The organism is Sphingobium fluminis, assembly GCF_037723805.1.
Taxonomy (GTDB): Bacteria; Pseudomonadota; Alphaproteobacteria; order Sphingomonadales; family Sphingomonadaceae; genus Sphingobium.
Genome location: NZ_JBBJUK010000008.1, coordinates 23,269 through 42,483 on the forward strand (window position 1 = coordinate 23,269; position 19,215 = coordinate 42,483).

Annotated in this window: 16 protein-coding genes and 4 pseudogenes; 9 read left to right on the forward strand and 11 right to left on the reverse strand. The window is 56.1% G+C overall.

Features of this window, described 5'->3' with window-relative positions; all coding sequences use genetic code 11:
* The first annotated feature begins 78 nt into the window (after positions 1–78).
* Positions 79–2,361: a TonB-dependent receptor gene (locus WG907_RS16930; RefSeq protein ID WP_340234670.1), complete on the forward strand. Its 2,283-nt coding sequence runs from the start codon at positions 79–81 to the stop codon at positions 2,359–2,361.
* Positions 2,362–2,469: 108 nt separating this feature from the next.
* Here WG907_RS16930 and WG907_RS16935 read toward each other — a convergent pair whose 3' ends face one another.
* The 4 genes from WG907_RS16935 to WG907_RS16950 form a co-directional block, all read right to left on the reverse strand.
* Entirely contained in the window at positions 2,470–2,685 is a 216-nt protein-coding gene (locus WG907_RS16935) for a transposase (RefSeq protein ID WP_445326837.1), read from the reverse strand.
* Between the two features lie 111 nt (positions 2,686–2,796).
* On the reverse strand, positions 2,797–3,552 hold the full coding sequence (locus WG907_RS16940; protein ID WP_340234671.1) for an IS5 family transposase: 756 nt from the start codon (positions 3,550–3,552) through the stop codon (positions 2,797–2,799).
* A gap of 505 nt (positions 3,553–4,057) precedes the next feature.
* Positions 4,058–4,987, reverse strand: a complete 930-nt coding sequence (locus tag WG907_RS16945) for an SMP-30/gluconolactonase/LRE family protein (protein ID WP_340234672.1) — start codon at positions 4,985–4,987, stop codon at positions 4,058–4,060.
* 260 nt (positions 4,988–5,247) lie between these two features.
* The gene (locus WG907_RS16950; RefSeq protein WP_340234830.1) at positions 5,248–5,754 is read right to left on the reverse strand and encodes a nuclear transport factor 2 family protein; all 507 of its coding nucleotides are present in this window, start codon (positions 5,752–5,754) and stop codon (positions 5,248–5,250) included.
* Between the two features lie 777 nt (positions 5,755–6,531).
* Between WG907_RS16950 and WG907_RS16955 the strand changes: the two genes are divergently transcribed.
* The 8 genes and pseudogenes from WG907_RS16955 to WG907_RS16985 all read left to right on the forward strand — a co-directional run bounded on the left by WG907_RS16955 (position 6,532) and on the right by WG907_RS16985 (position 11,048).
* Positions 6,532–7,194: a TetR/AcrR family transcriptional regulator gene (locus WG907_RS16955; RefSeq protein ID WP_340234673.1), complete on the forward strand. Its 663-nt coding sequence runs from the start codon at positions 6,532–6,534 to the stop codon at positions 7,192–7,194.
* Positions 7,195–7,298: 104 nt separating this feature from the next.
* Positions 7,299–8,066: a TetR/AcrR family transcriptional regulator gene (locus WG907_RS16960; protein ID WP_340234675.1), complete on the forward strand. Its 768-nt coding sequence runs from the start codon at positions 7,299–7,301 to the stop codon at positions 8,064–8,066.
* A gap of 87 nt (positions 8,067–8,153) precedes the next feature.
* A pseudogene (locus WG907_RS16965) lies at positions 8,154–8,490 on the forward strand (transposase); the annotation flags it as partial.
* Between the two features lie 270 nt (positions 8,491–8,760).
* The gene (locus WG907_RS18270; protein WP_445326838.1) at positions 8,761–9,024 is read left to right on the forward strand and encodes a transposase; all 264 of its coding nucleotides are present in this window, start codon (positions 8,761–8,763) and stop codon (positions 9,022–9,024) included.
* Positions 8,957–9,127: a hypothetical protein gene (locus tag WG907_RS18275; RefSeq protein ID WP_445326839.1), complete on the forward strand. Its 171-nt coding sequence runs from the start codon at positions 8,957–8,959 to the stop codon at positions 9,125–9,127. Before WG907_RS18270 ends, WG907_RS18275 begins: the two co-directional genes overlap by 68 nt.
* A 25-nt stretch (positions 9,128–9,152) precedes the next feature.
* Positions 9,153–9,533 (forward strand): annotated as a pseudogene (locus tag WG907_RS16975) (IS3 family transposase); the annotation flags it as partial.
* A 197-nt stretch (positions 9,534–9,730) separates the two neighbouring features.
* A complete protein-coding gene (locus tag WG907_RS16980; RefSeq protein ID WP_340234676.1) occupies positions 9,731–10,507 on the forward strand; it encodes a glutathione binding-like protein in 777 nt (258 codons plus the stop codon).
* 205 nt (positions 10,508–10,712) lie between these two features.
* Complete coding sequence (locus WG907_RS16985) at positions 10,713–11,048, forward strand: hypothetical protein (RefSeq protein WP_340234677.1); 336 nt, start codon at positions 10,713–10,715, stop codon at positions 11,046–11,048.
* A gap of 223 nt (positions 11,049–11,271) precedes the next feature.
* On the opposite strand, the gene WG907_RS16990 is transcribed toward WG907_RS16985, so the two are convergent.
* The 7 genes and pseudogenes from WG907_RS16990 to WG907_RS17020 all read right to left on the reverse strand — a co-directional run bounded on the left by WG907_RS16990 (position 11,272) and on the right by WG907_RS17020 (position 19,187).
* On the reverse strand, positions 11,272–11,460 hold the full coding sequence (locus WG907_RS16990; RefSeq protein WP_340234679.1) for a hypothetical protein: 189 nt from the start codon (positions 11,458–11,460) through the stop codon (positions 11,272–11,274).
* A 240-nt stretch (positions 11,461–11,700) separates the two neighbouring features.
* Positions 11,701–12,804 carry an amidohydrolase family protein gene (locus tag WG907_RS16995; RefSeq protein WP_340234681.1) on the reverse strand — a complete coding sequence of 368 codons (1,104 nt, stop codon included), beginning with the start codon at positions 12,802–12,804 and terminating at the stop codon, positions 11,701–11,703.
* Positions 12,716–14,764: a molybdopterin cofactor-binding domain-containing protein gene (locus WG907_RS17000; RefSeq protein WP_340234683.1), complete on the reverse strand. Its 2,049-nt coding sequence runs from the start codon at positions 14,762–14,764 to the stop codon at positions 12,716–12,718. Before WG907_RS17000 ends, WG907_RS16995 begins: the two co-directional genes overlap by 89 nt.
* Positions 14,761–15,210, reverse strand: coding sequence for a (2Fe-2S)-binding protein (locus WG907_RS17005; protein WP_340234685.1), 450 nt, complete (start codon positions 15,208–15,210; stop codon positions 14,761–14,763). The genes WG907_RS17000 and WG907_RS17005 overlap by 4 nt, the downstream gene beginning before the upstream one ends.
* Positions 15,211–15,531: 321 nt before the next feature.
* Complete coding sequence (locus tag WG907_RS17010) at positions 15,532–17,625, reverse strand: TonB-dependent receptor (RefSeq protein ID WP_340234686.1); 2,094 nt, start codon at positions 17,623–17,625, stop codon at positions 15,532–15,534.
* A 416-nt stretch (positions 17,626–18,041) separates the two neighbouring features.
* Positions 18,042–18,715, reverse strand: a pseudogene (locus WG907_RS17015) (transposase family protein); the annotation flags it as partial.
* A gap of 51 nt (positions 18,716–18,766) precedes the next feature.
* Positions 18,767–19,187: pseudogene (locus WG907_RS17020) on the reverse strand (hypothetical protein).
* Positions 19,188–19,215: the final 28 nt, after the last annotated feature.

Sequence of the window (19,215 nt, forward strand, 5' to 3'; positions counted from 1 at the left end):
AGGCGGGTAACGTCACATATTTAGCTTAATAGTAATGAAAAGCTTTCAGTAAGCTTATAAATTGATGAGGGGGTTGAAATGTCATTACGATCCAATTTTGTGCTATGCGCTCTACTTACCGGCGGCGCATTTTGTTCTTATGCGGCACAGGCACAGTCTACAACAAGCGATAGTTCTGCGCAGGCTCCGGCAGCTTTACCGGCGGACACCGTAACCGACGCTCCACCGACACTGGGCGAGATCATCGTCACCGCTCAACGCCGTTCGGAGCGGCTTCAGGACGTCCCGGTAGCCGTCACAGCCGTCAGCCCCGAAGCGGCACAGCAGCTGGGTCTGAGAAATCTGCGTGATATCAAACTGGTCGTGCCAGGCGCGGACTTCTCGGAAGGCACCGGTTTCGCGCAACTCTATATTCGCGGCATTGGCCAGGCCTTCGCGACGCCCGGCGTGGAAGCGCCAGTATCGGTCTATCTTGATGGAGCCTATCTGCAAAGGACCGCGGGTTATAACGCGCTGCTGGATATTGTAGACCCGGGGACAATGGAGGTGCTGCGCGGACCCCAAGGCACGCTTTACGGGCGTAACGCAACGGGCGGAGTCATCCGACTCAGTTCCGCGCTGCCGACGTCGAAATTCGAAGGGCGCGCCGCTGCCGAATATGGTCGGTTCGACCATAAGCAGTTCGACGGCATGATCAATCTGCCGATCAGCGAAACATTGAGTGTGCGCTTCGCCGGACGCTATCTCGATGAAAACGGCTATATCCGCAATATCGCTACGGGTAATGATCTGGGTGGCGGGCACAGCTATACGATGCGCGGCACGCTGCGATGGCAGCCGAATGACAGCACCGATATCGTAGTGGGCGCGGAATATCAAAAAAGCCGTTTTAACAAGGATATCGACCAGCTTGGAGCGGGTGCGCCGCTGTGCTGGGTATGCCAGACGAGCGGTGACAAGCCGGCAAATGGATTTTATGAAACAAACCAGAACGAACTCAACGTGTGGCGCAACCGGGTGTTTCGGACCTATCTGCGTGCCTCCTTCACTGTCGGTGATTTCGACCTGACCAGTTTGACGAGCTTTTTGTCGGATCGCAGTCGTCAGTTCGCCGACAATGATTTTACGCCGCAGCCGTTTTTCGTATTCGAGGGTCGCGCCGTAGGGGGCAAGACCTTCTCGCAGGAATTCCAGGTCGCATCGAACCTCGAAGGTCCTTTCAACTATCTCTTTGGCGTTAACTATCTGCATGACAAGGCATTTTTTAACATTGGCCTTACCGGTGACCAATATGCCTTTCTCGCATTCACAGGCGATGGCCCCGGTGTGAACAATGACGTCAAGACGGAGTCTGTGTCGGCTTTCGTAGAGGGTAATTACAAGCTTACCCAAGAATTGAAGGTTACCTTCGGTGGCCGCTATACGTACGACAAGCGATCGATCGACGGAGAAAATAATGCGGGTTTCCAGGCTTTCGGCCTGCCTGCATCGTTCACATTCGGTGGCTCGTTCAGAGCGTTCACGCCGCGTTTCGTTCTGGCATGGGACAACGGACCGACGAACATTTATTACAGCTTCACGCGGGGTTTCAAAGCAGGTGGCCTGAGCTCGCCTGCCACCTCGACAGCCGAAGCGTTGCGGCCGGAAAAGATTTTCAGCCATGAAATCGGCGTGAAGAACAAGGCGCTTGACGGCGCGCTGAATACCTCATTGTCTCTGTTCTATTACAAGAACAAGGATTTGCAGACCCAGATCATAGACCCAACCTCCGGCGGCTCCCGCTATGAAAATGCCGGGGGCGTGAAGGGCTATGGCGCAGAATTCGAGGCGAACATTCGTCCGACCGAGGGCCTGACTGTGGGAGGAACGCTAAGCTATCTGCACACCGAATTCTTCAACTATGAAAATGCGGCGCAGATTTGCGTCGATTATTCGGGCACGGGCAATCCAACGGCGCCGGGCGCAGTACTCATCAACTGCTCTCCCGGGGCCATCACCAATCTGAACGGCGTTCGCGCGGTTCATGCACCGCGTTTCCAGGCGTCCTTGAATGCGAGCTATGAGTTTCCGATCGGCACGTGGAGCGCTAACCTCGCCGGGGTCGCCCAATATCGGACCTCGTTCGATTTCGCGCCCAATGCAGGCGGCCCACTCAATTATGATCGGCAAAGTGCTTATACCATTGCCAATTTCTCTGGTTACGTAAGCCCTCCAGGCAACAATCTTCGTCTCGGCTTCTATATCGATAATGCATTTGCCAAAAAATATGCAGTCTATCGTGCTACGGCGCAGCCTCACGGCGTTTATTATCAGGCGGGCAGGCCGAGAACCTACGGCTTGAGGGCAGAGTATCGCTTTTAGAACATCCCTATAATAGGCTAAAGAGTGTCCCGGAACAGTGTTCCGGGACACTCTTTAGGGTTTCGTGCCGGCGGTGCGAAAAGTGCCGCTAATACCAACGCGCATTGATCAGAGCCAATGTGCCCGTTGGCGTAGTCCGAGGGACGTGATGTGCCAGGGCTGGTCGGCGAGCTTGTTCCAGGCGTAGCAGCAGCGGTCGACGATATCGTCGTAGGATTTGAAGATGCGGTTCGACAGCCAGTTGTCGCGCATGAACTGCCATAAGTTTTCGACCGGGTTGAGTTCGGGGCGCCGGGGCGGTAGCCTCATGGAACTGGCATCCAGATAATTATGTAATCGCCGAAGCCGCCTGAACCGCGGTTCTCAGTCCACGCTTACGATAGTCCTCGCGGTCATCATCGGCGCCCACGGCGCGATCTAGACTAGGTTGGGGACTCATTTGGTCAATTCTGAGACTATGGCGACGAGAGCGATGGTGGCAAGATAGTTGTCGGCGTGCCGGTCATAGCGAGTGGCTGTACGCCGCCAGTTTTTGAGGCGGCCGAAGAGGCGCTCGATCACGTTTCTCCGTCGATAGATGCGGCGATCGAGTGGGTACGGTGTCCGGCGGGTCGCGGTGGACGGTATGACGGCTTTGACGTTTCGGGCAGCAAGCCACGAGCGCAGGCTGTCGGCATCATAGGCCTTGTCGGCGAGCAGGCGCCTGGGCGGAGTGACCGTACCGAGCAACGGTATGGCTATGCTGATGTCGGCGATATTGCCTGGTGTCAGAGTCATGGCGACCGGTCTGCCGCGATCGCCGGCCAGCAGTGGATCTTGCATGTCCTGCCCGCGCGTGAGCGGCCGATCGCTTCTTCTCCCCCTTTTTGAGTCGGCTGCTGAGCGATGGGCTTTGGCATGGCTGCTATCGATCGACAGTTCTTTCGGGACCGGCCCCGCCGCAGCAACCTTCTCGAACAGGCGCTGCCAGATGCGCCTCTGGGACCAGCGATTGTAGCGGTTATAGATCGTCGCCGGTGGACTATAGGCGGCCTGGACATCGCGCCAGCGGCATCCCGTCTTCAGCACATGCAGAATACCAGAGATCACCGTGCGGTCATCCACCCTCGGCTTCCCCGGCTTACCATGCGGAAGGTGCGGCTCGATCGCATCCCACGCCTCATCCGAAAGCCAAAACAAATGCCGCGACATACCCACTCCTGCTCAAACCTACAGAAACGGGATATTTATCATATCATATCAATCATCTTTATGGGTTCTCAACCTAGCCAACACCGAGCGCCTAGCGGTCGCGACCGGCATCGCCAACCTCTACTGCCCGCGGTGTTGGCTATGGCGGCGGCGCGCGCCTTCAGCCAGTAAATCTAAGCGGCTTTGTCTCTATTCTTGATCACGTAGGCCGGACTAACACTTGCTTCCAATAGCGCCCCTTCCACGTCGGCCGTCGGAACCTGTCCATATATAGCTGCCCGTCGACTAAACCGCTACTTCGGTAAGATCGACAAGATGAGCGCCCCATGCATCGCGCCGCGCCCAACCCGGCGACAATCATGTCCCGACGTCGCGGGTCAAGCCGAGTGGCGCGGTCAGCATGCCAGCGTTGCGATGGAGCGCCATATCCTCCGCAGTCAAAGCATGCTCATTTACGCTGGCGGCCTGCAACCCGTGGTCGATTGCATTCCAGTCCAGCATCCGGTTACGCATAATATGCTAGTTTCAGGCCCGGCGTATTCCAACGCAGTTTCGCAAGACAGCCTGTGGTCGACAACGTGACCCAGGCATCCTGCATGTCGTCACCCCCGAAACAGATATTCGTTGTAAGCTTGTCATTAAAATCATGATCTACAATCTTTCCAGTCCTTGGATCAACCGAGCCCACCCCTGGGTCAACCATGCACAAGCCTGCGCAAATATTGCCCAAGGCATCCACCGCCAGAGAATCGGGATGCTGTTGCGGCTTGAACTGGCCCACCGCCCGACCAGCTGGACCGCCGCTCAAATCCAGCACGCCAGGCGCGGTTACGTCAAAGCCCACCAGCAGGGATTCAAATGAAAGCGCAGCGTACAAAGTTCTTCCATCTGGCGAGAGACCGATGCCATTGAAGCGCGGTCCATCTATGATGCGCGTTATCGAGGATCCATCGGGCAGGGCATAATAGATGCCGCCATTTTCCGTAAAATGGCCGCTGTGTTTACCAAAATCGGTGAACCAGAAGCCGCCAGCCGCGTCGAACACAATATCGTTTGGCCCCGCCAGGCGCCGACCTTCCACTTTGTCATATAAACGGTCCACCTTCCCTGTGGTCGGGTCGATGCGATCGATCCATCCGCCGTCATAGTCCGGAAGAGGCTCACCCTTCGTCCACAGGATTCCATCAGCCTCGTAGCAGATCATGCCTCCATTATTGCAAACGTAAAGCATTCCGTCGGGTCCGATGGCCGCGCCATTGGGGCCACCGTTGCATAGCGCGACCGTTTCTTTGCGCCCGTCAGGGCATATGCGCGTCAGCTTCCCGGCGCCAACTTCGGTCACGATGACGGTACCGTCGTTCATCCAGACTGGCCCCTCGGGGAAACACAATCCATCTGCTAGAATCGTAACGCCCTTGTCGCTGTTTTCCGTCATAGAGACACTCCGTATATCGGCGCTAACAGGCCTAAAAGTAGGCGCTCCGCGCCATGTCCATTATGTAATGAAGCGAGCCAACGCCTATTAAACAAACTGAAACAACTCTGATTGCGCCATAGGACTAGATAGCGCATTTCAATAGCTATCGTAATCAGTTTAAACCAAATGAGATTTGCTCCTCACCGAGGCCATATCGGGATGCTCTGGCGTGATCCATGCTCGCCTGTACTCATTGGGATGACAGCGCAGCTCGACACCTATCGCACGTCCGAGGCCTCGCTGAGAACTGCGTATGAGGGGTCTCCCACGTCGCGCGTCGACGAGCCGAGCTTTACTGCCTTCGGTACCTCCGTGACGACAAAGTCCAGAACAAACGAGCGAACATCAATAGCCCACCGCCCATCCCGGCAGGACCATGTATCTAGGTAGCGGCCGTGGCCCGTGCGCAGCACGTTCTCTTCGCCCTCGACGAAGTACAGGGTCGATTTCACATAGGTCTCGCTACAAGCTTTTCTCCCATTTATATTTATGGTTATATTTGAAACTCGATGGAACTGTGCCTGTAGCTTCCTATGATATTCACAAACCCAATCTATGAATTCTACCCCTGTGCCTTGAAAAATGGCTCCGTAGTCGGCAATGCCATCACTATGCCAAACTGAATATCCCAGTTGATGATCGATACGATCCATCGCGCGGCAATATTGGTAAATCACCTGTTGGATTGCCTGAACCGCGACCAACCTTTCCACCTCATCTTGCATCAACGTCTTATCCTCTATTTTTGCATCGACGCTCGGTACCTTGACCGCAAATTTGAGAAATCGCTGGCAAAGGAGATGCGCTCAAAATCCGCCTATATTTCATTACCGGCAGATTAGACCGATGCGTCTTAAATGCATGTTATGGCGCGCCGGGGTCGGCGTCGTCCCCTTTCGTTTTAGCGTCGCGATGACCTGTTAAATTTCTGCTCCCGCGCGGCGATTGCGAGAGATGGCCGCTGCACGAACTGGTCCTCCCTCCCATGACCCGAACGAGTAAGATGCAGTTCGACCTTTCCCGTCTTCGCCGCTTCTTGCAGCCTAGCCCCGTACCGTACCGTCCCATCTGCTCATTTGGCTACATCGCGAGACAAGAGAGCTTGCAGCACAGAGGATGGTGCAAAAGGCGAGGCCGACCGAGACTGTGCAATTGTCGATGCAAATTGAATGAAGATATCTGCCTAGTTCCATGCTGTGATCGCGAGCCCTGATAAAATTTATTGGGGCGAAAGGCGAGACAAGCCAAGTGTTGGCTCATCGGCCGGCAGCCCGCCCATTGGTGCTACGGAGCCGGCAAAGTTGCCTGTCCATCGGGCGAGGAGCGAATAAGCCAGCGTGACTCGCAGAGCGGAAGGACTTGCGGTGTATTGACGAAGAGGGGATAAAATCATTGTGAATTTGGAGTATGCACCCATAAAAGGCGCTCCGGCCCTCGCAGGAATTACGCTGAACCCGGGATGCGACCATCTGGACTTCGCATTGCTATCGCCTGGAGCCGTCTTGCTCAACAGGCAGGATCGAGACGGTACGCCGGGCGCGGGCAGCGAGCATATAAGGCAAATGCGGTCGCGTGCATGCATTTTTGCCAACGCGCGCCAGATGATTGCAGATAGGGGCTACAGCGGCGTGTCAATGCGGGATTTGGCCGAGCGGAGCGGTATAACACCCCCAACGATTTACAATCTGATCGGAAATAGGGCCGCCGTGCTCCGCGAGGCGATCGCGGAAGGCCAGCAAATGAAGGTCGCCTTCGCATCGATGTTGTCCCGAAAAACCGGAATAAACCCCATATTGGCTTATGCAGATACCATCCTGAACGGGCTTTCGCGCTCTCAAGATTATTCCCGCCACTCGATACATGCCATCGTTCATGAAAAGGCGGACAGCGAATTATCTCGGCTTATAACACAGCGATCTAGGACGGCGATGCTGTCCTGGCTTGCTCAACTCGAACGTGACGGGCGCATAGGCAGAAGGGTATGCCTAAAGACCGTCGCGGTTCTTATCAGCCGTACCATTCTCACAGTAGTTGCACCTTGGAGCGAGGGAGAAATTACTATCGAGCTATTAAAAAATAACCTCGCAGTAGGCATGGGCACCGTGCTTATGGGGCTAATGGACGATTCTGAAAGAGCGCAGATCGAGATCTGGATGACACAATAACAACCTTATGAATGAAAATGTTAATAGCTAGTGAGAAATTATATAACGTATTGATTTAGTATCAGAATGATAAAACGATATACTTGTATTGGCGAGGAATGATTATGGTTACCCGGAACGAAGCGCCCTCCCCCATACCTTTTATATTCTCGCACGATGGACAGGCGGTTGCGCCGGATTCATCTATGCTGAACCCTTGTGCTGTTTTTTTGCCGAGTTGCGCCGGCAACGACGGCAGCCAATATGGCTCGACAAAAGACTGGCGGCGCGCAAGAATATTAGCGGCGACCCGCTCTATGGTTGAAGAACGGGGCTTCGACAATGTAAACGTTCGCCCTCTAGCGCGCCGCGCGGGCGTTACTCCTCCGACAATCTATAATTTGATCGGTAGACGGCAGTATGTTTTACACTATGCGATCGAAGAAGGCATAGATGCGAAATGGCGGCTTGCACTCCAAAAGTCTGAAACGGAAGGCATATTGCCTATATTGGCTTATGTTGATGTTCTTTCTCGTGCGATGGAGATATATCCGCGTTATTATAAACAAGTGATGAAGAATTTATTCGATACAAAATCCGGACGCGAGCGAAAATTAAAATTGACGTCCAGAATTAATGATATTTTCTGTTCATGGCTCGATATCATGGCGCGTAATGGTCAAATTAAACAGACTGCTCTTAGCAATGAGACGGTCGCCGCGCTTCTTTCTACACAGCTGGCAGAGGGTACAATCGAATGGTGTCGGTGTGAACTCGATTTCACCACCATGAGAGGAGAGATCATTCTTGGGGTTGCTCTTATCCTGCTCGCCATTGTTACCCGGGGTGAAGCAAATAAAATCGAATTATGGCTCAGTACTCTGCCTTCGTAAGAGCAAGACGGCGCGCGCTATGGCTAGGGTCAGGACCAATTGATCTGAGAGGCACGGCCTGATTCAGGGTCCGTCAGGAGACTGAGCATGAGCGACCCGTATTGGTTGACGGACGAGCAAATGGCGCGGCTTTAACCGTATTTCCCAAGAGCCACGGCAGGTCGCGGGTCGATGATCGGCGGGTGTTGAGGGGGATCATTTTCGTCAATCACAACGGGTCAGATGGCGGGATGCGCCGAAGGACTATGGTCCGCACAAGATGCTCAAGGGGGCTTGAACGGCTAATTGGCCGGACAAAGGAGGTATGAACACGAAGCTTCATGCTGTCCCCGATGCAAACGGTCGTCCGCTCAGCTTCTTCATGACCGCTGGCCAGCACAGCGATTATACCGGTGCTGCCGCGCTGCTCGACGAGATGATCAAGCATACAGAGGAGTTCAAGCATAAGGCGGTGCGGATTGCACTGACCAGCGGGTTGCCCCGGGACCGGATTGCATCGGATTTGGGGATAGGGAAGTCGACGCTGGGCATGGGTGTCACGGTATCGGCCATCTGACCTGGTCGCAGCGCCGCAAGCAGATTTGGCGCGTGAGAATGAACGCCTTCGCCTAGAGAACCGTGTGCTGCGGGAGGAGTGGGAAGTGCGCGCATAAGGGGTGAAATCGCGGCCGATGCCACGCTCGCGCGCAAAGCTATGCTGCAGGAGTCCATTCCAGGCATTAGCACCACGACAGCGGCTGTGCTGATCGCCGAACTCCCCGAACTTGGTATCACTGACAAAAAGCAGATCGCAGCCCTTGCCGGCGTCGCTCCTATGAACCGTGACAGCGGCCAGTGGCGGTCAGGCGCATATTACCGGCGGACGACTCTCGGTCAGATGCGCGCTCTATATGGCAACATTGCCCGCCATCCGCTTCAATCCAATCATCCGTGCCTTCTATCAGCACCTCCGCGCTGAAGGGAAAGCCTCAAAGGTCGCGATCACCGCCGCCATGCGAAGACTCCTCATCATTGCAAACGCCATCGTCCAGCAGGATAAACCATGGGCCAATATCGCTTGACACCCAATACGGTTGCTGAGCCTGTCGAAGGGGCCACGCAGTTCTTCGCGAGCCAAAGGCCGTGAAGTTCGCGTTCGTGCATAGCTGGCGTCATCGTTGGCCTGTTGAACTGCTCTGCCGTGTCATGCTTGTCAGCGAGCGCGGCTATCGATCCTGGCGCTCGCGACCGATCAGCCAACGTGCGCGCACGGACATAAAAGTGCTGGCGCATATTCGGGAGCAATACCGCCTCAGCCTTGGCTGCGTAGTTTATCCAGAGCGCCTGCCGTAGGCGGGCAGTCGAAGGGGTCGTCCTCGCATGACAATGGAGTTAAAAGAGATTGGGCTCGATGTTGGCGAGCGCCGGGTCGGGCGCTTGATGAAGATCAACGGGATCAAGCCAGTCCGCACGCGCAAACACAAGGTGGGGCCGAGGCTCCGCTTACATTTTGAACAGGTTGTTGCGACCGTAAAGCGCCCATCCGTGCCTCGAGGCCGCCGACCGCATAGTCTCCAACGGAAATGAATGACGAGCCTGCCGCGATTCTGCCCGTAATTCCAGCGCTGACGAAGAACCCGCGCTCCGCATGACAACCAACCATCCGAAAGACGGAACTTACTATCATGTACGATCTCTATTTTCACAAATCGCCGAACACCTATAAAATATCGATGTTTTTTGAGGAAGCTGGCGTTCAGTATCGAACGCACGTCGTCCATGTGGGTGCGGGCGAGCAATTCACGCCGGAGTTTGTCGCGATTTCGCCCAACAGCAAAGTTCCGGTAATTCGCGACCCCGAGCCGCTCGGCGGGGGCGAACCGATTCTCGTGTTTGAATCGGGTGCGATCCTGCTTTATTTGGCGGAGAAGCTCGATGTGATGATTCCGCATGATGCGCACAGACGCGCTGAAGTGCTAAAGTGGCTTTTCTGGCAGGCAGCCAGTTTCGGGCCGATGATGGGCCAGTGCGCGCATTTCAATATGTTTTCACCCGAGACCACCTATGCACATGCCCGCTACTCCCGCGAAGCCCGGCGCCTCTATAGCGTTCTCGATCAGCGGCTGGCATCGCATGAGTTTGTAGGTGGGAGCGAATATTCCATCGCTGATATCGCTTGCTATCCCTGGACCGAGGAGCGCCCGCGAGTGTGTGCCGGCCTCGACTCAATCGACGAATATCCAAACATCGCGCGTTGGTCTGCGGCGGTCATGGCACGCCCCGCGACCCAAAGAGGCTACCAGCGACTGCGCGAAGATGAGGAAGCCGGCGCTAGTCTGGAGGAATTCGCCATGAACATGTTTGGTCATTCACCTGAACAGGCCCGACGGTCGGCTGAAAGTGCCCGCGCGACGCTCGAGCGAGTAGCGCTTCAGTTCGACCCCGATGCGGGCGCTGCCTAGGCTGTGGTTGTAATTAATCATTGAGCCATGACACGATGCGTGCCAGCCCTCTGTGCTAACGCTGCTTGCAGGCATGTGAGAGAGCGGTGCTGATATCTGCGACTGCTGCGGGGCGGGCTACCGTCTCGCCGCCTCGCTTGCGAACATGACCATCAGCCTTTCGACCGCGATGCCGCGATTCAGGTTGCCAAACAGGGCAAGTCAAATGCTGGCCCGGGATGCGCTGACAGGCGGAACGCTGCCCCTCTTATCCCTGCCCTCGATCACGCCGGATGGATGGCGTCTCGATCTCTCATTTCGCCGGTTCATGACCTGTGAACAGGGCATTTTTACGCTGGAGGGTAATCGCCTTGCCAGGAAACACGGCATCAAGCTGCGCCAATGGTTTCTGCGCGTGGGTCGGCGGGCGCGCCGCGACGTGTCCCGGCTGATCAATGGCCGGGGCCACAAACAGGCGGTGCGCTGGCTGCGGAAGCTGCGGACCTGGCTGGGGCGGCTCGACCGCGACATTGGCCGCAAGATCGCGGGACGAAGCGCTTGAAGCCGCCTTTGCGGTCGCCCGCCAGCGGGTCGCAAGCATCCTCGTCCAGAAGCCCGACGATTCCGCCAAACTCTATACCCTCCACGCCCCCAGGTGGAATGCATCGCCATGGGCAAGGCCAGGCCAGCTACGAGTTCGGGATGAAGATCTCGATTACGGTCACCAACGCGCGCACGGCCGGCGGGCAGTTCATCATCGGCATGCAAGCGCTACCGAGCAGCCCCTAGATGGTCACACCCTGGCAGGGCAGATCGACTAGATCGAGCGCCTGACCGGCACCGCTGTCGAACGAGCCTACGTCGATTGCGACTATCTTGGCCACAAGCACGGCGGCAAGGCAAAGGTCTACATCGCCCACACCCGCGGCATCACGTCGCCCACGATCACCCGAGCTGCGGCGCCGCAACGCCATCGAGCCGATCATCGGCCACACCCAATCCGACGGTCTCCTCGAACGAAACCACTTTGCTGGCCCACCGGTGATGCCATCCTGCTAGATCGAAGGGCTATCATTCATCCAACGCTTGACTGGAATCGAAGCTGCGGATGAACCTCTGCCATTATGTCTCCGCCGAGACGGTCAGGGTATGTTCTGACGAATGCCGTCACCTTCAACTGTTTTTCATCAGCAACGCGACCCGATCTGTCCGCGCTACGGTGCTGCTCTGAAGCAGGCCGGTTCCGCACTAGGCCGACGCTCCTGTCTCAACAACGCCTCCGCGTTGCCGCGCAAAACAAGTTCGAGGGCTGAATCCGAAAGGCCGAGCCGTGCAAGAAACCCAATTGTCTCGCCATAAGTCTCGTGCGGCGTTAGAAAGGGATAATCGCTTCCCAGGACAATCCTATCGGCACCGAAAGCCTCAATTGCGGCATTCATTGCTGCCGAAGAGCCGTGACAGCAGCTATCATACCACATTCTCCTGGCGGTAATGCTGGGTGGCTCGGCTAGTGACGCTACGAGTGGAAGCTGATTGTCGAGACGGCGCAGCAGCATTGCCAGACCGCCAGCAAGATGTGGGATAATGATTTTCAAGTTTCGATAGCGATTCGGAATCGTGGAGATCATGTAGTGGACCGCAATCACAGTGTCCTCGAGCGGTGGGCCGAGCGACAGCTCTAGGCTTGGATCATTCACGAATTTGGAGCACAAACCATTGACGCAAGGATGCAGGAATAGCACCGCCCCCCGGCGGTTCAGCTCGGCATACACAGGCTCAAAAAGGGGATCGGTGGCCGAGCGGTTACCCACGAAACATTGTATCGTAGCTCCATCCATGCCGAACACATCAAATGCGTAATCGATCTCGGCGAGCGCTTCATCGATATGCGGCAAGGGCAGCGACGCAAAACTGCGGAACCGATCCGGCTTTTTCACGACGAGGGCGGCAATCTCACGATTGACGAGGCGGGCCGCAGTGGCAGCAGCTGCTTTGTCTTCGAGATAGGGCGCGAATGTCGGCGAAAGTATATGCTGGCGAACTCCCGCGTGATCCATGAGATTGATCCGCATGTCAACGTCTTCCGCAGAATCACTCCATGGCGTCATCCGATTTCCTGGCGGTGCGTCGGAGGGTGGCGGTAATCTTTGCGGCCTCGATATTCCTTGTTTCGCCAGGAAGGCCATGTATCGCCGGGGAAGAACATGGGTGTGGACGTCTATCAACCTTTTATCCTTCTCCGATGAGAGCCCCGACAATTTTGTCTCGTGTGATCGGCATTGATGCGACACGAACCCCCACAGTCGCCGCGATCGCATTGGTCACGGCCGCCGCGGCAGGCCCGACTGACGCTTCCCCCACACCCAGACTTGGCTCGTCCGGGCAATCGATGAGTTCTACAGACACTTCCGGGATCTCATCGAAGCAAAGTATGGGATAGTCATCCCAATTCTCCGCCACCGGCACGCCATTTGCAAGCGGCGCTGATTCTTTCAAGGTCCAGCTGATTGATTGGATAATGCCGCCTTCAATCTGGTTAATTATGCCGTCTGGATCAATCGCGAGCCCGGCATCGACGGCGCACCAAACTTGCGTTACCTGAACCTGCACAGCCAGTTCGATTTGGGCGATCACCGCGCAATAGGCCGCCTTGTTCTTATATTGCGCATAGCCGATGCCGCAATTCGCGCGCGGCCACGACGCCATCTTTGCCACGCGCTCGATGACCGCCCGACAACGGGGGTCCGTTAGATGCAAGAGCCGATAGGCGATTGGATCCATGTCGGCCACAGCCGCAGCTTCATCCATCATCGATTCAATTGCCGTAATGTTGACATGCGCGCCCAGGGAACGAAGTGAAGATGTCCGCAGCTGCGGCGCGGTAACAATCTCCTTCGCCGCGGAAATATTCTCGATTGCATAACCTGTGAGCGCGTTGCGATCGGCGCCGCCGCCTACCGCCGACGGGGGATCGGTGACTATGTCTTGGGTGACGCGATCTTCGCGCAGATAGCCCGCGAGCAAGTTGATGCCTGCGCTGCCGGGGCGGCGCCCGTGCGATCCGCTGACGATCTGTGCGTGCATAGATTTCATCATTCCGGCATCATCAAGATGCGCTACGATGCGAGTCCGCATTGCCGGACCGAGCGGCGGACAGGTCAGTTCTTGGGCACGCGTCCATAACAGTCGAACGGGTTGTCCCGGAACTGTGCGCGCCAACATCGCGGCATCTGCAGCCGCATCGTCGGCGCCATTATGGCCGTAGCAGCCTGAGGACCGCGCATGAATGACTCGAATGCGGGTCTCTTCGATTGCGAACAGTGCGGCCAGTGCCCCTCGCAGGGAGAATACGCCCTGACTGTGCGACCATACCGTGAGATGGTCATCCTCCCATAGTGCGATCGAGCAGCTTGGGCTGATCGACGCGTGCGCAATAAAATCTCTGCTGGCGACGACCGTCAGTTGGCACCCGCTGCCACCAACCTCCTCGACATTGTCCATCTGGTGGAGCGCCGCTGCCTGGGCTATCTGGCGAAGTGGATCTGGACGCGTATCATCAGCCACCAACCACACTATCCTTTCAGCAATTCGCTGAGCGAAAAGGACCGCCTGATCCTCGCGAGGCGCTATGATGCCGACGAATGCACCATCATGAACAAGCTGCACGCCGGGCGGCAACACGAGGTGCCCAATCTTTCCTAAGCGCGCAGTGAAATCGGCGTTTCGAACCACGCGGGCGTGAAGCAGGCCTGGCCACATCATGTCATGAATATATGCCGCGCCCATAAGGGCGGCACGCAAGTCGATACCACCTCCATCCGCGCCGATCAGCCGATAATGGTTTGCAGATTTCGGACTTGCCCAATCGGCAATCGGGAGGCGCAAATCAACCTTCGGTGCAATCGTCCAATATGTTTCACCGGTGCACGTCCCGCCAATCATGAAGGAGCCATCTACGATGGCTTCGGGTGGCACAGTCGCCGCGCCAGCGAGCAGCCGGCGCGCGGCAGACGCCGCCCCGCGTATGCTGGCACCGCATAGCTCGATCGACATGCTTCCCGCAGTGAACCCCTCGTTGGGGGTCAGATGGGTGTCACCGGCTATGATATCTATTCTGACTGGATCGACATCCAACTCCTCCGCCGCGATCCGCGCGATAGCCGTCCCGATGCCCTGGCCGAACTCAACCTTGCCGATGCGCAACTGAACTTGCCCAGGCAGCTTGAAAGACACCCAATTATCGATTAGCGGGTGCGTAACTAGACCTAATTTGGTCATGAAACTTGCTCTTCGAGCAGGCTGTCGACCGCGCGAAGTATACGCACATGGGAACCGCAGCGGCAAAGATTCCCGTTCAGGCGTTTAACAATGCCCCCGCGAGTTGCGCCCACCATCAGGGCGGCTTCGATTCGCATGACAATGCCAGACAAGCAATAGCCACATTGTCCCGCACGATGATGGATCAAAGCCTGCTGTACGCGGCCCGGAATTCCTGCGTCGTCGATCAAGCCTTCAATCGTAGTGATGCAGCGATTTGCTGCCTGGCGAACGGTTACTTGGCACGATTGCTCATCAAGTCCGTTGATGAGAACGGCGCAGGCGCCACAGTTTCCTTCGCCACAGCCGAAACGGCTTCCCCGCAATCCCAGTTCGTTGCGTAAAGCATAAAGGAGCGGAGCGTCTGCATCTGTATCGAGGTTCACAGATTTCCCGTTAACGATCACTACGTGTTACTCCCAAGCTAAGATTACCCGTTTGCCAAGTCTGTTTCCTCGCTTCTCTCGACCACAGTCATCTTACAGCACCCGAAGCGGCATTTTGATCGATCGCTAACGATTCACGCTTGCGAGCTGAGCTTACTATCCAGTTACCAGTGAAAGCCGGCAGAATCACAATATCCAGTGATCCCGATCGGCGGACAAATCGTCTCCGGATAGCAAAACCGCTCACTATTTCCGCGCATTTAATATACCAACCGCAGCCATGTCACAGTTAAATATTATTGTTATGATAATACGACTTAACGGGCTAGGGCCTTATTGGCTCTAGAACTTGAATTCGGCAAATACGCTGTACGTCCTCGGACTTCCGGCAGAATAATAATCTCCTGCTTCTACCGATCCACCGAGGATCTGATATCTCGAGGCAAGAAGGTTTTCGGCCCGAATGCCAATGCCCAAGCCTTCGTCGGCGGTCTTCCAAACGATGCTACCGTTTATGAGCGTGTTGTTATGCTCTGGAACGCGCCCATCAGGCTCCCAATTGAATCCGTCACGATAGGAGATCCGCACCGTGGACGTGAGATTTCCACTCGCGAGCGGTTGTTCCCAAGTCACGCCTAGATTACCGCTGAACTTTGGCGATCTGATAAGCGGCTTACCAGTGGCGTCTGCGGGCACGATGCAATTGCCGCCGGTCGGTGCAGCCCCGGTCGTGACACCAGGGCAACGTTGCCCTGGCGCAAGAATACTGCTGACAGGGACAAATGACTGCGCACTTCGGAACGATACATATTTCGAATCGACATAGGCCGCCGCGGCATTGAATGTTAGCCCCGCGAAAGGACTAAAAGAAAGGTCGCCCTCCATCCCATTTACCTCAGCAGCTGCAGCATTAAAAGTCGAAGTTGTAAATCCCCGAGTGATGCGAACCTGCAGGTTTTTATACTTATAGTGAAAGGCAGAGGCGTTAAATCTTAACTTACCGTTCATGAAGCTGGTTTTAGTACCAACTTCATAAGAATCGAGCGTTTCTGGATCAAAAGGAGCGGATATTGGCTGAAGGTTGTAATTCCCACTTTTGAAGCCACGATTATAGCTGGCAAACACCATCACATCGTCATTAATATGGTGATCGTAAACCACTCTATACGTAGGTTCCTTAAATGTTTTTTCTAGATCTGGACGCATTGTGGTCACGCCGTTGGATGATCCTGACGCTTCTCTTTTGTCGATTGTGTAGCGCCCACCTATAGTCAGACGGCCTTGACCAAAGAGCTTGAGAGCGTATTCACCAAATATCGAGTAGGAATCGGTTTTGACTTGGCCAACAAGGTTGCTAACAAGCAATGCCGCAGGACCAGCGAATACTCTGAGGTGCGGTCCACCCTTTGAGTTCAAATAATACAGGCCGCCGATCCAGCTGCTGCGCCCACTCGTATCTGAACTGAGTCTTACCTCATGGCTCATGGTGTTTGTAAAGAAATTGCTTCTAAAATAGGCAACGACTGCAGGACCAACATCAGTGTCCGCTACGATCGACGATCGATCTCTGCGGATAGACCCGATATAGACTAGATTGGCATCGCCAAAATCGTGGTCGATCTGTAGTGATCCCCCATAAGCTTTTGTGTTGCGTACGAAGTCCAAATTGTTATTAGTATCGTAATATCTACCTGAAGATCGGTTTCCTGCCGCGCCGATTACGCCTGGCAATAGATTTCTGTTCAAACCCTGCGCAGACTCGATACGAGTATAATCGCCGATTAGCGTTAGCGACGTCGAATCTCCTGTATATTTCCACTTCGAACGGATTAGATACTCGTTGTTGAAATTGGTGTCGGTTCCTGTGGTTAAATTTATTCCATAACCCTTTTCTTGCCTTCGCACATAGTAGGAAACGTCGGCAGCGAGATTAGCGGTAATCCCGCTCGTGGCATATCCGCTGGTCGTGTATGTTTGGTGGTCTCCAGCGCTGACTTCGAACTCACCCGATGGAGTCGATGATGGATCTTTGGTGATGATGTGGATCAAACCGCCTGTTGCATTCCGGCCAAATAGTGTTCCTTGTGGCCCCTTGAGCACCTCAACTCGCGCAATGTTTTTAAGTGCGAGATTATTTGAATAAAGGCTTTGGATGTACACACCGTCCACGTAAGTGGATACAGGTGCTTCTTGGCCAGCGGTCGCATCGTTGCCGCCGATGCCGCGGATATACGGCACCGAGCCCCCGGCTGAGCGGTTGAAGGTCATGGCAGGAACTATCATTGGAAGGTCATCCGGCCGAGCGATCCCCGATTGTTCGAGTGCAGCAGAATCAAACGCTTGGATCGCGATCGGAACATCCTGCAATCGCTCAGAACGGCGCTGGGCGGTAACTATAATGTCACCTATTGACCCGACCGCCGTCTGGGGCGACATGGCTTGGCCATCCGGACCAGCGGCTGGCTCGGGCTGCGTTGCTTGATGCGCCCAAGTCGTGCCCGGCGTTAACGCTGAGATTAACAAAACGATTCTGATCGATCGCACGCGAAATGACCGCATTGGGGTCCCCTCCTATGATTTTCCCGAAACAATACGTTGTGGATTTATAGCAAATGGAGGGGTAGCGGATGATGCGTGCGAAGCCTAAGCGGCACTCTTTATCAAGAGCGGCCGCTGTTAAAGCACCTGCATGGTCCACGATTCAAACGTTCGTGGGCGCCGCAATTCGCTCAATCGGAGATCGTCCGCCGTAAGGTCCAAGATTTTTAGTTAGGCGCCGGCCCAATGACGAAAGGCCCATTTTAGCGTGTTACTTGGCAAATGGGCCCTGACCCAAATGTGTCCCTTTGCGCTCACGGCGGATTATTCCGGCGTAAGGTGCGGCGCGAACTGCTAGCACTACTTTGGTAAAGTTTGGGTTGGTTCAGCAGACGGCCTCTGCAGTGAGGGCAATGGCTTGGCGGCGAGCGCGCCAGGCGATCAAGGATGGCTTGGCGGACTGCTGGGCAGGCTGGGTTGAGGTGGCGGCGCGGAGACTCTTTTTGCCGGCCCGCCTGAGCGGGCCTTCTTGTTTGCAAGAACGCGCAGGCCATCATCGTCAGGGGCGCGTGTCGATGCAGCCCCGTCCATGACCTTCCCTCGAAATGATCGAGGCCAAGCTCTTTCTTGAGTTGCTGGTGGGCTTGTTCGTAAATCCAGCGGCCCTTGATCGCACCTGCCAGCTCGCGGATCTCGGTCTCTGGAGGCGGATTGGAGAGGTAGTATTTGCGCTCGCCGTTCGAACGATGCTCGCGCACCAGCCAGGCGTCTTCGCCGGGCATATGCTGGGCTCCTGCAGAGCCGATCCGCTGGAGCGGACGATCGGCGATGCGCACGCGCACGCGCATGGCGACGAAGCGGGCGCTCAGCCTTACCTTCGTTCCCCGCCGCCAGCTGACCCGTCGCCATTTCGCATCCTCGAGCATGGCCTGAGCCGCCCGAGATTTGACATGGGAACGTGCCGGACACGTAGCCGGCCATGCGCCGCAGACCCGCGCCCTGTGCGCCATTCAACGAGGATATTGCCCTCCGTGTCCTCTCAGCGGCAGTGGTCCGCCGCGTAGCGCCTCCATCGCAGCACCGTGCCGCTCGCAATCATGGCGCAGCTGACATCGCCGATCGCTCGCGCGGCGCACCAGGCACCGGTGCGATTCCCTTTCGCATTACCAGTCGATCGGCATTGGAGTGTCGGACCTTTGACAAGGATATGGCCTGTGGCGCTCCGCCCATTCGCGCCACCCAGCAACCGCACCAGCGTGTCGCGCGCGACAATCCCGCGGGCAGGGGTGTCCCGTGCGGCACGAGCCATCAATCTCCCGCGCCGCTATCCCAGCGAGCCGGATCCGTGGGCCCTCGCGACACCAGATCGGGCCATCGCCGTCCCAGACCCTGACGGGTGTGCAGGCGAAGGACTGGCCGCCCTGCACGACCGCGACGGCAAGCAGAAATATAGCCAGCATCAGCGCTCAACCCGGAAGGTGGCGTGCG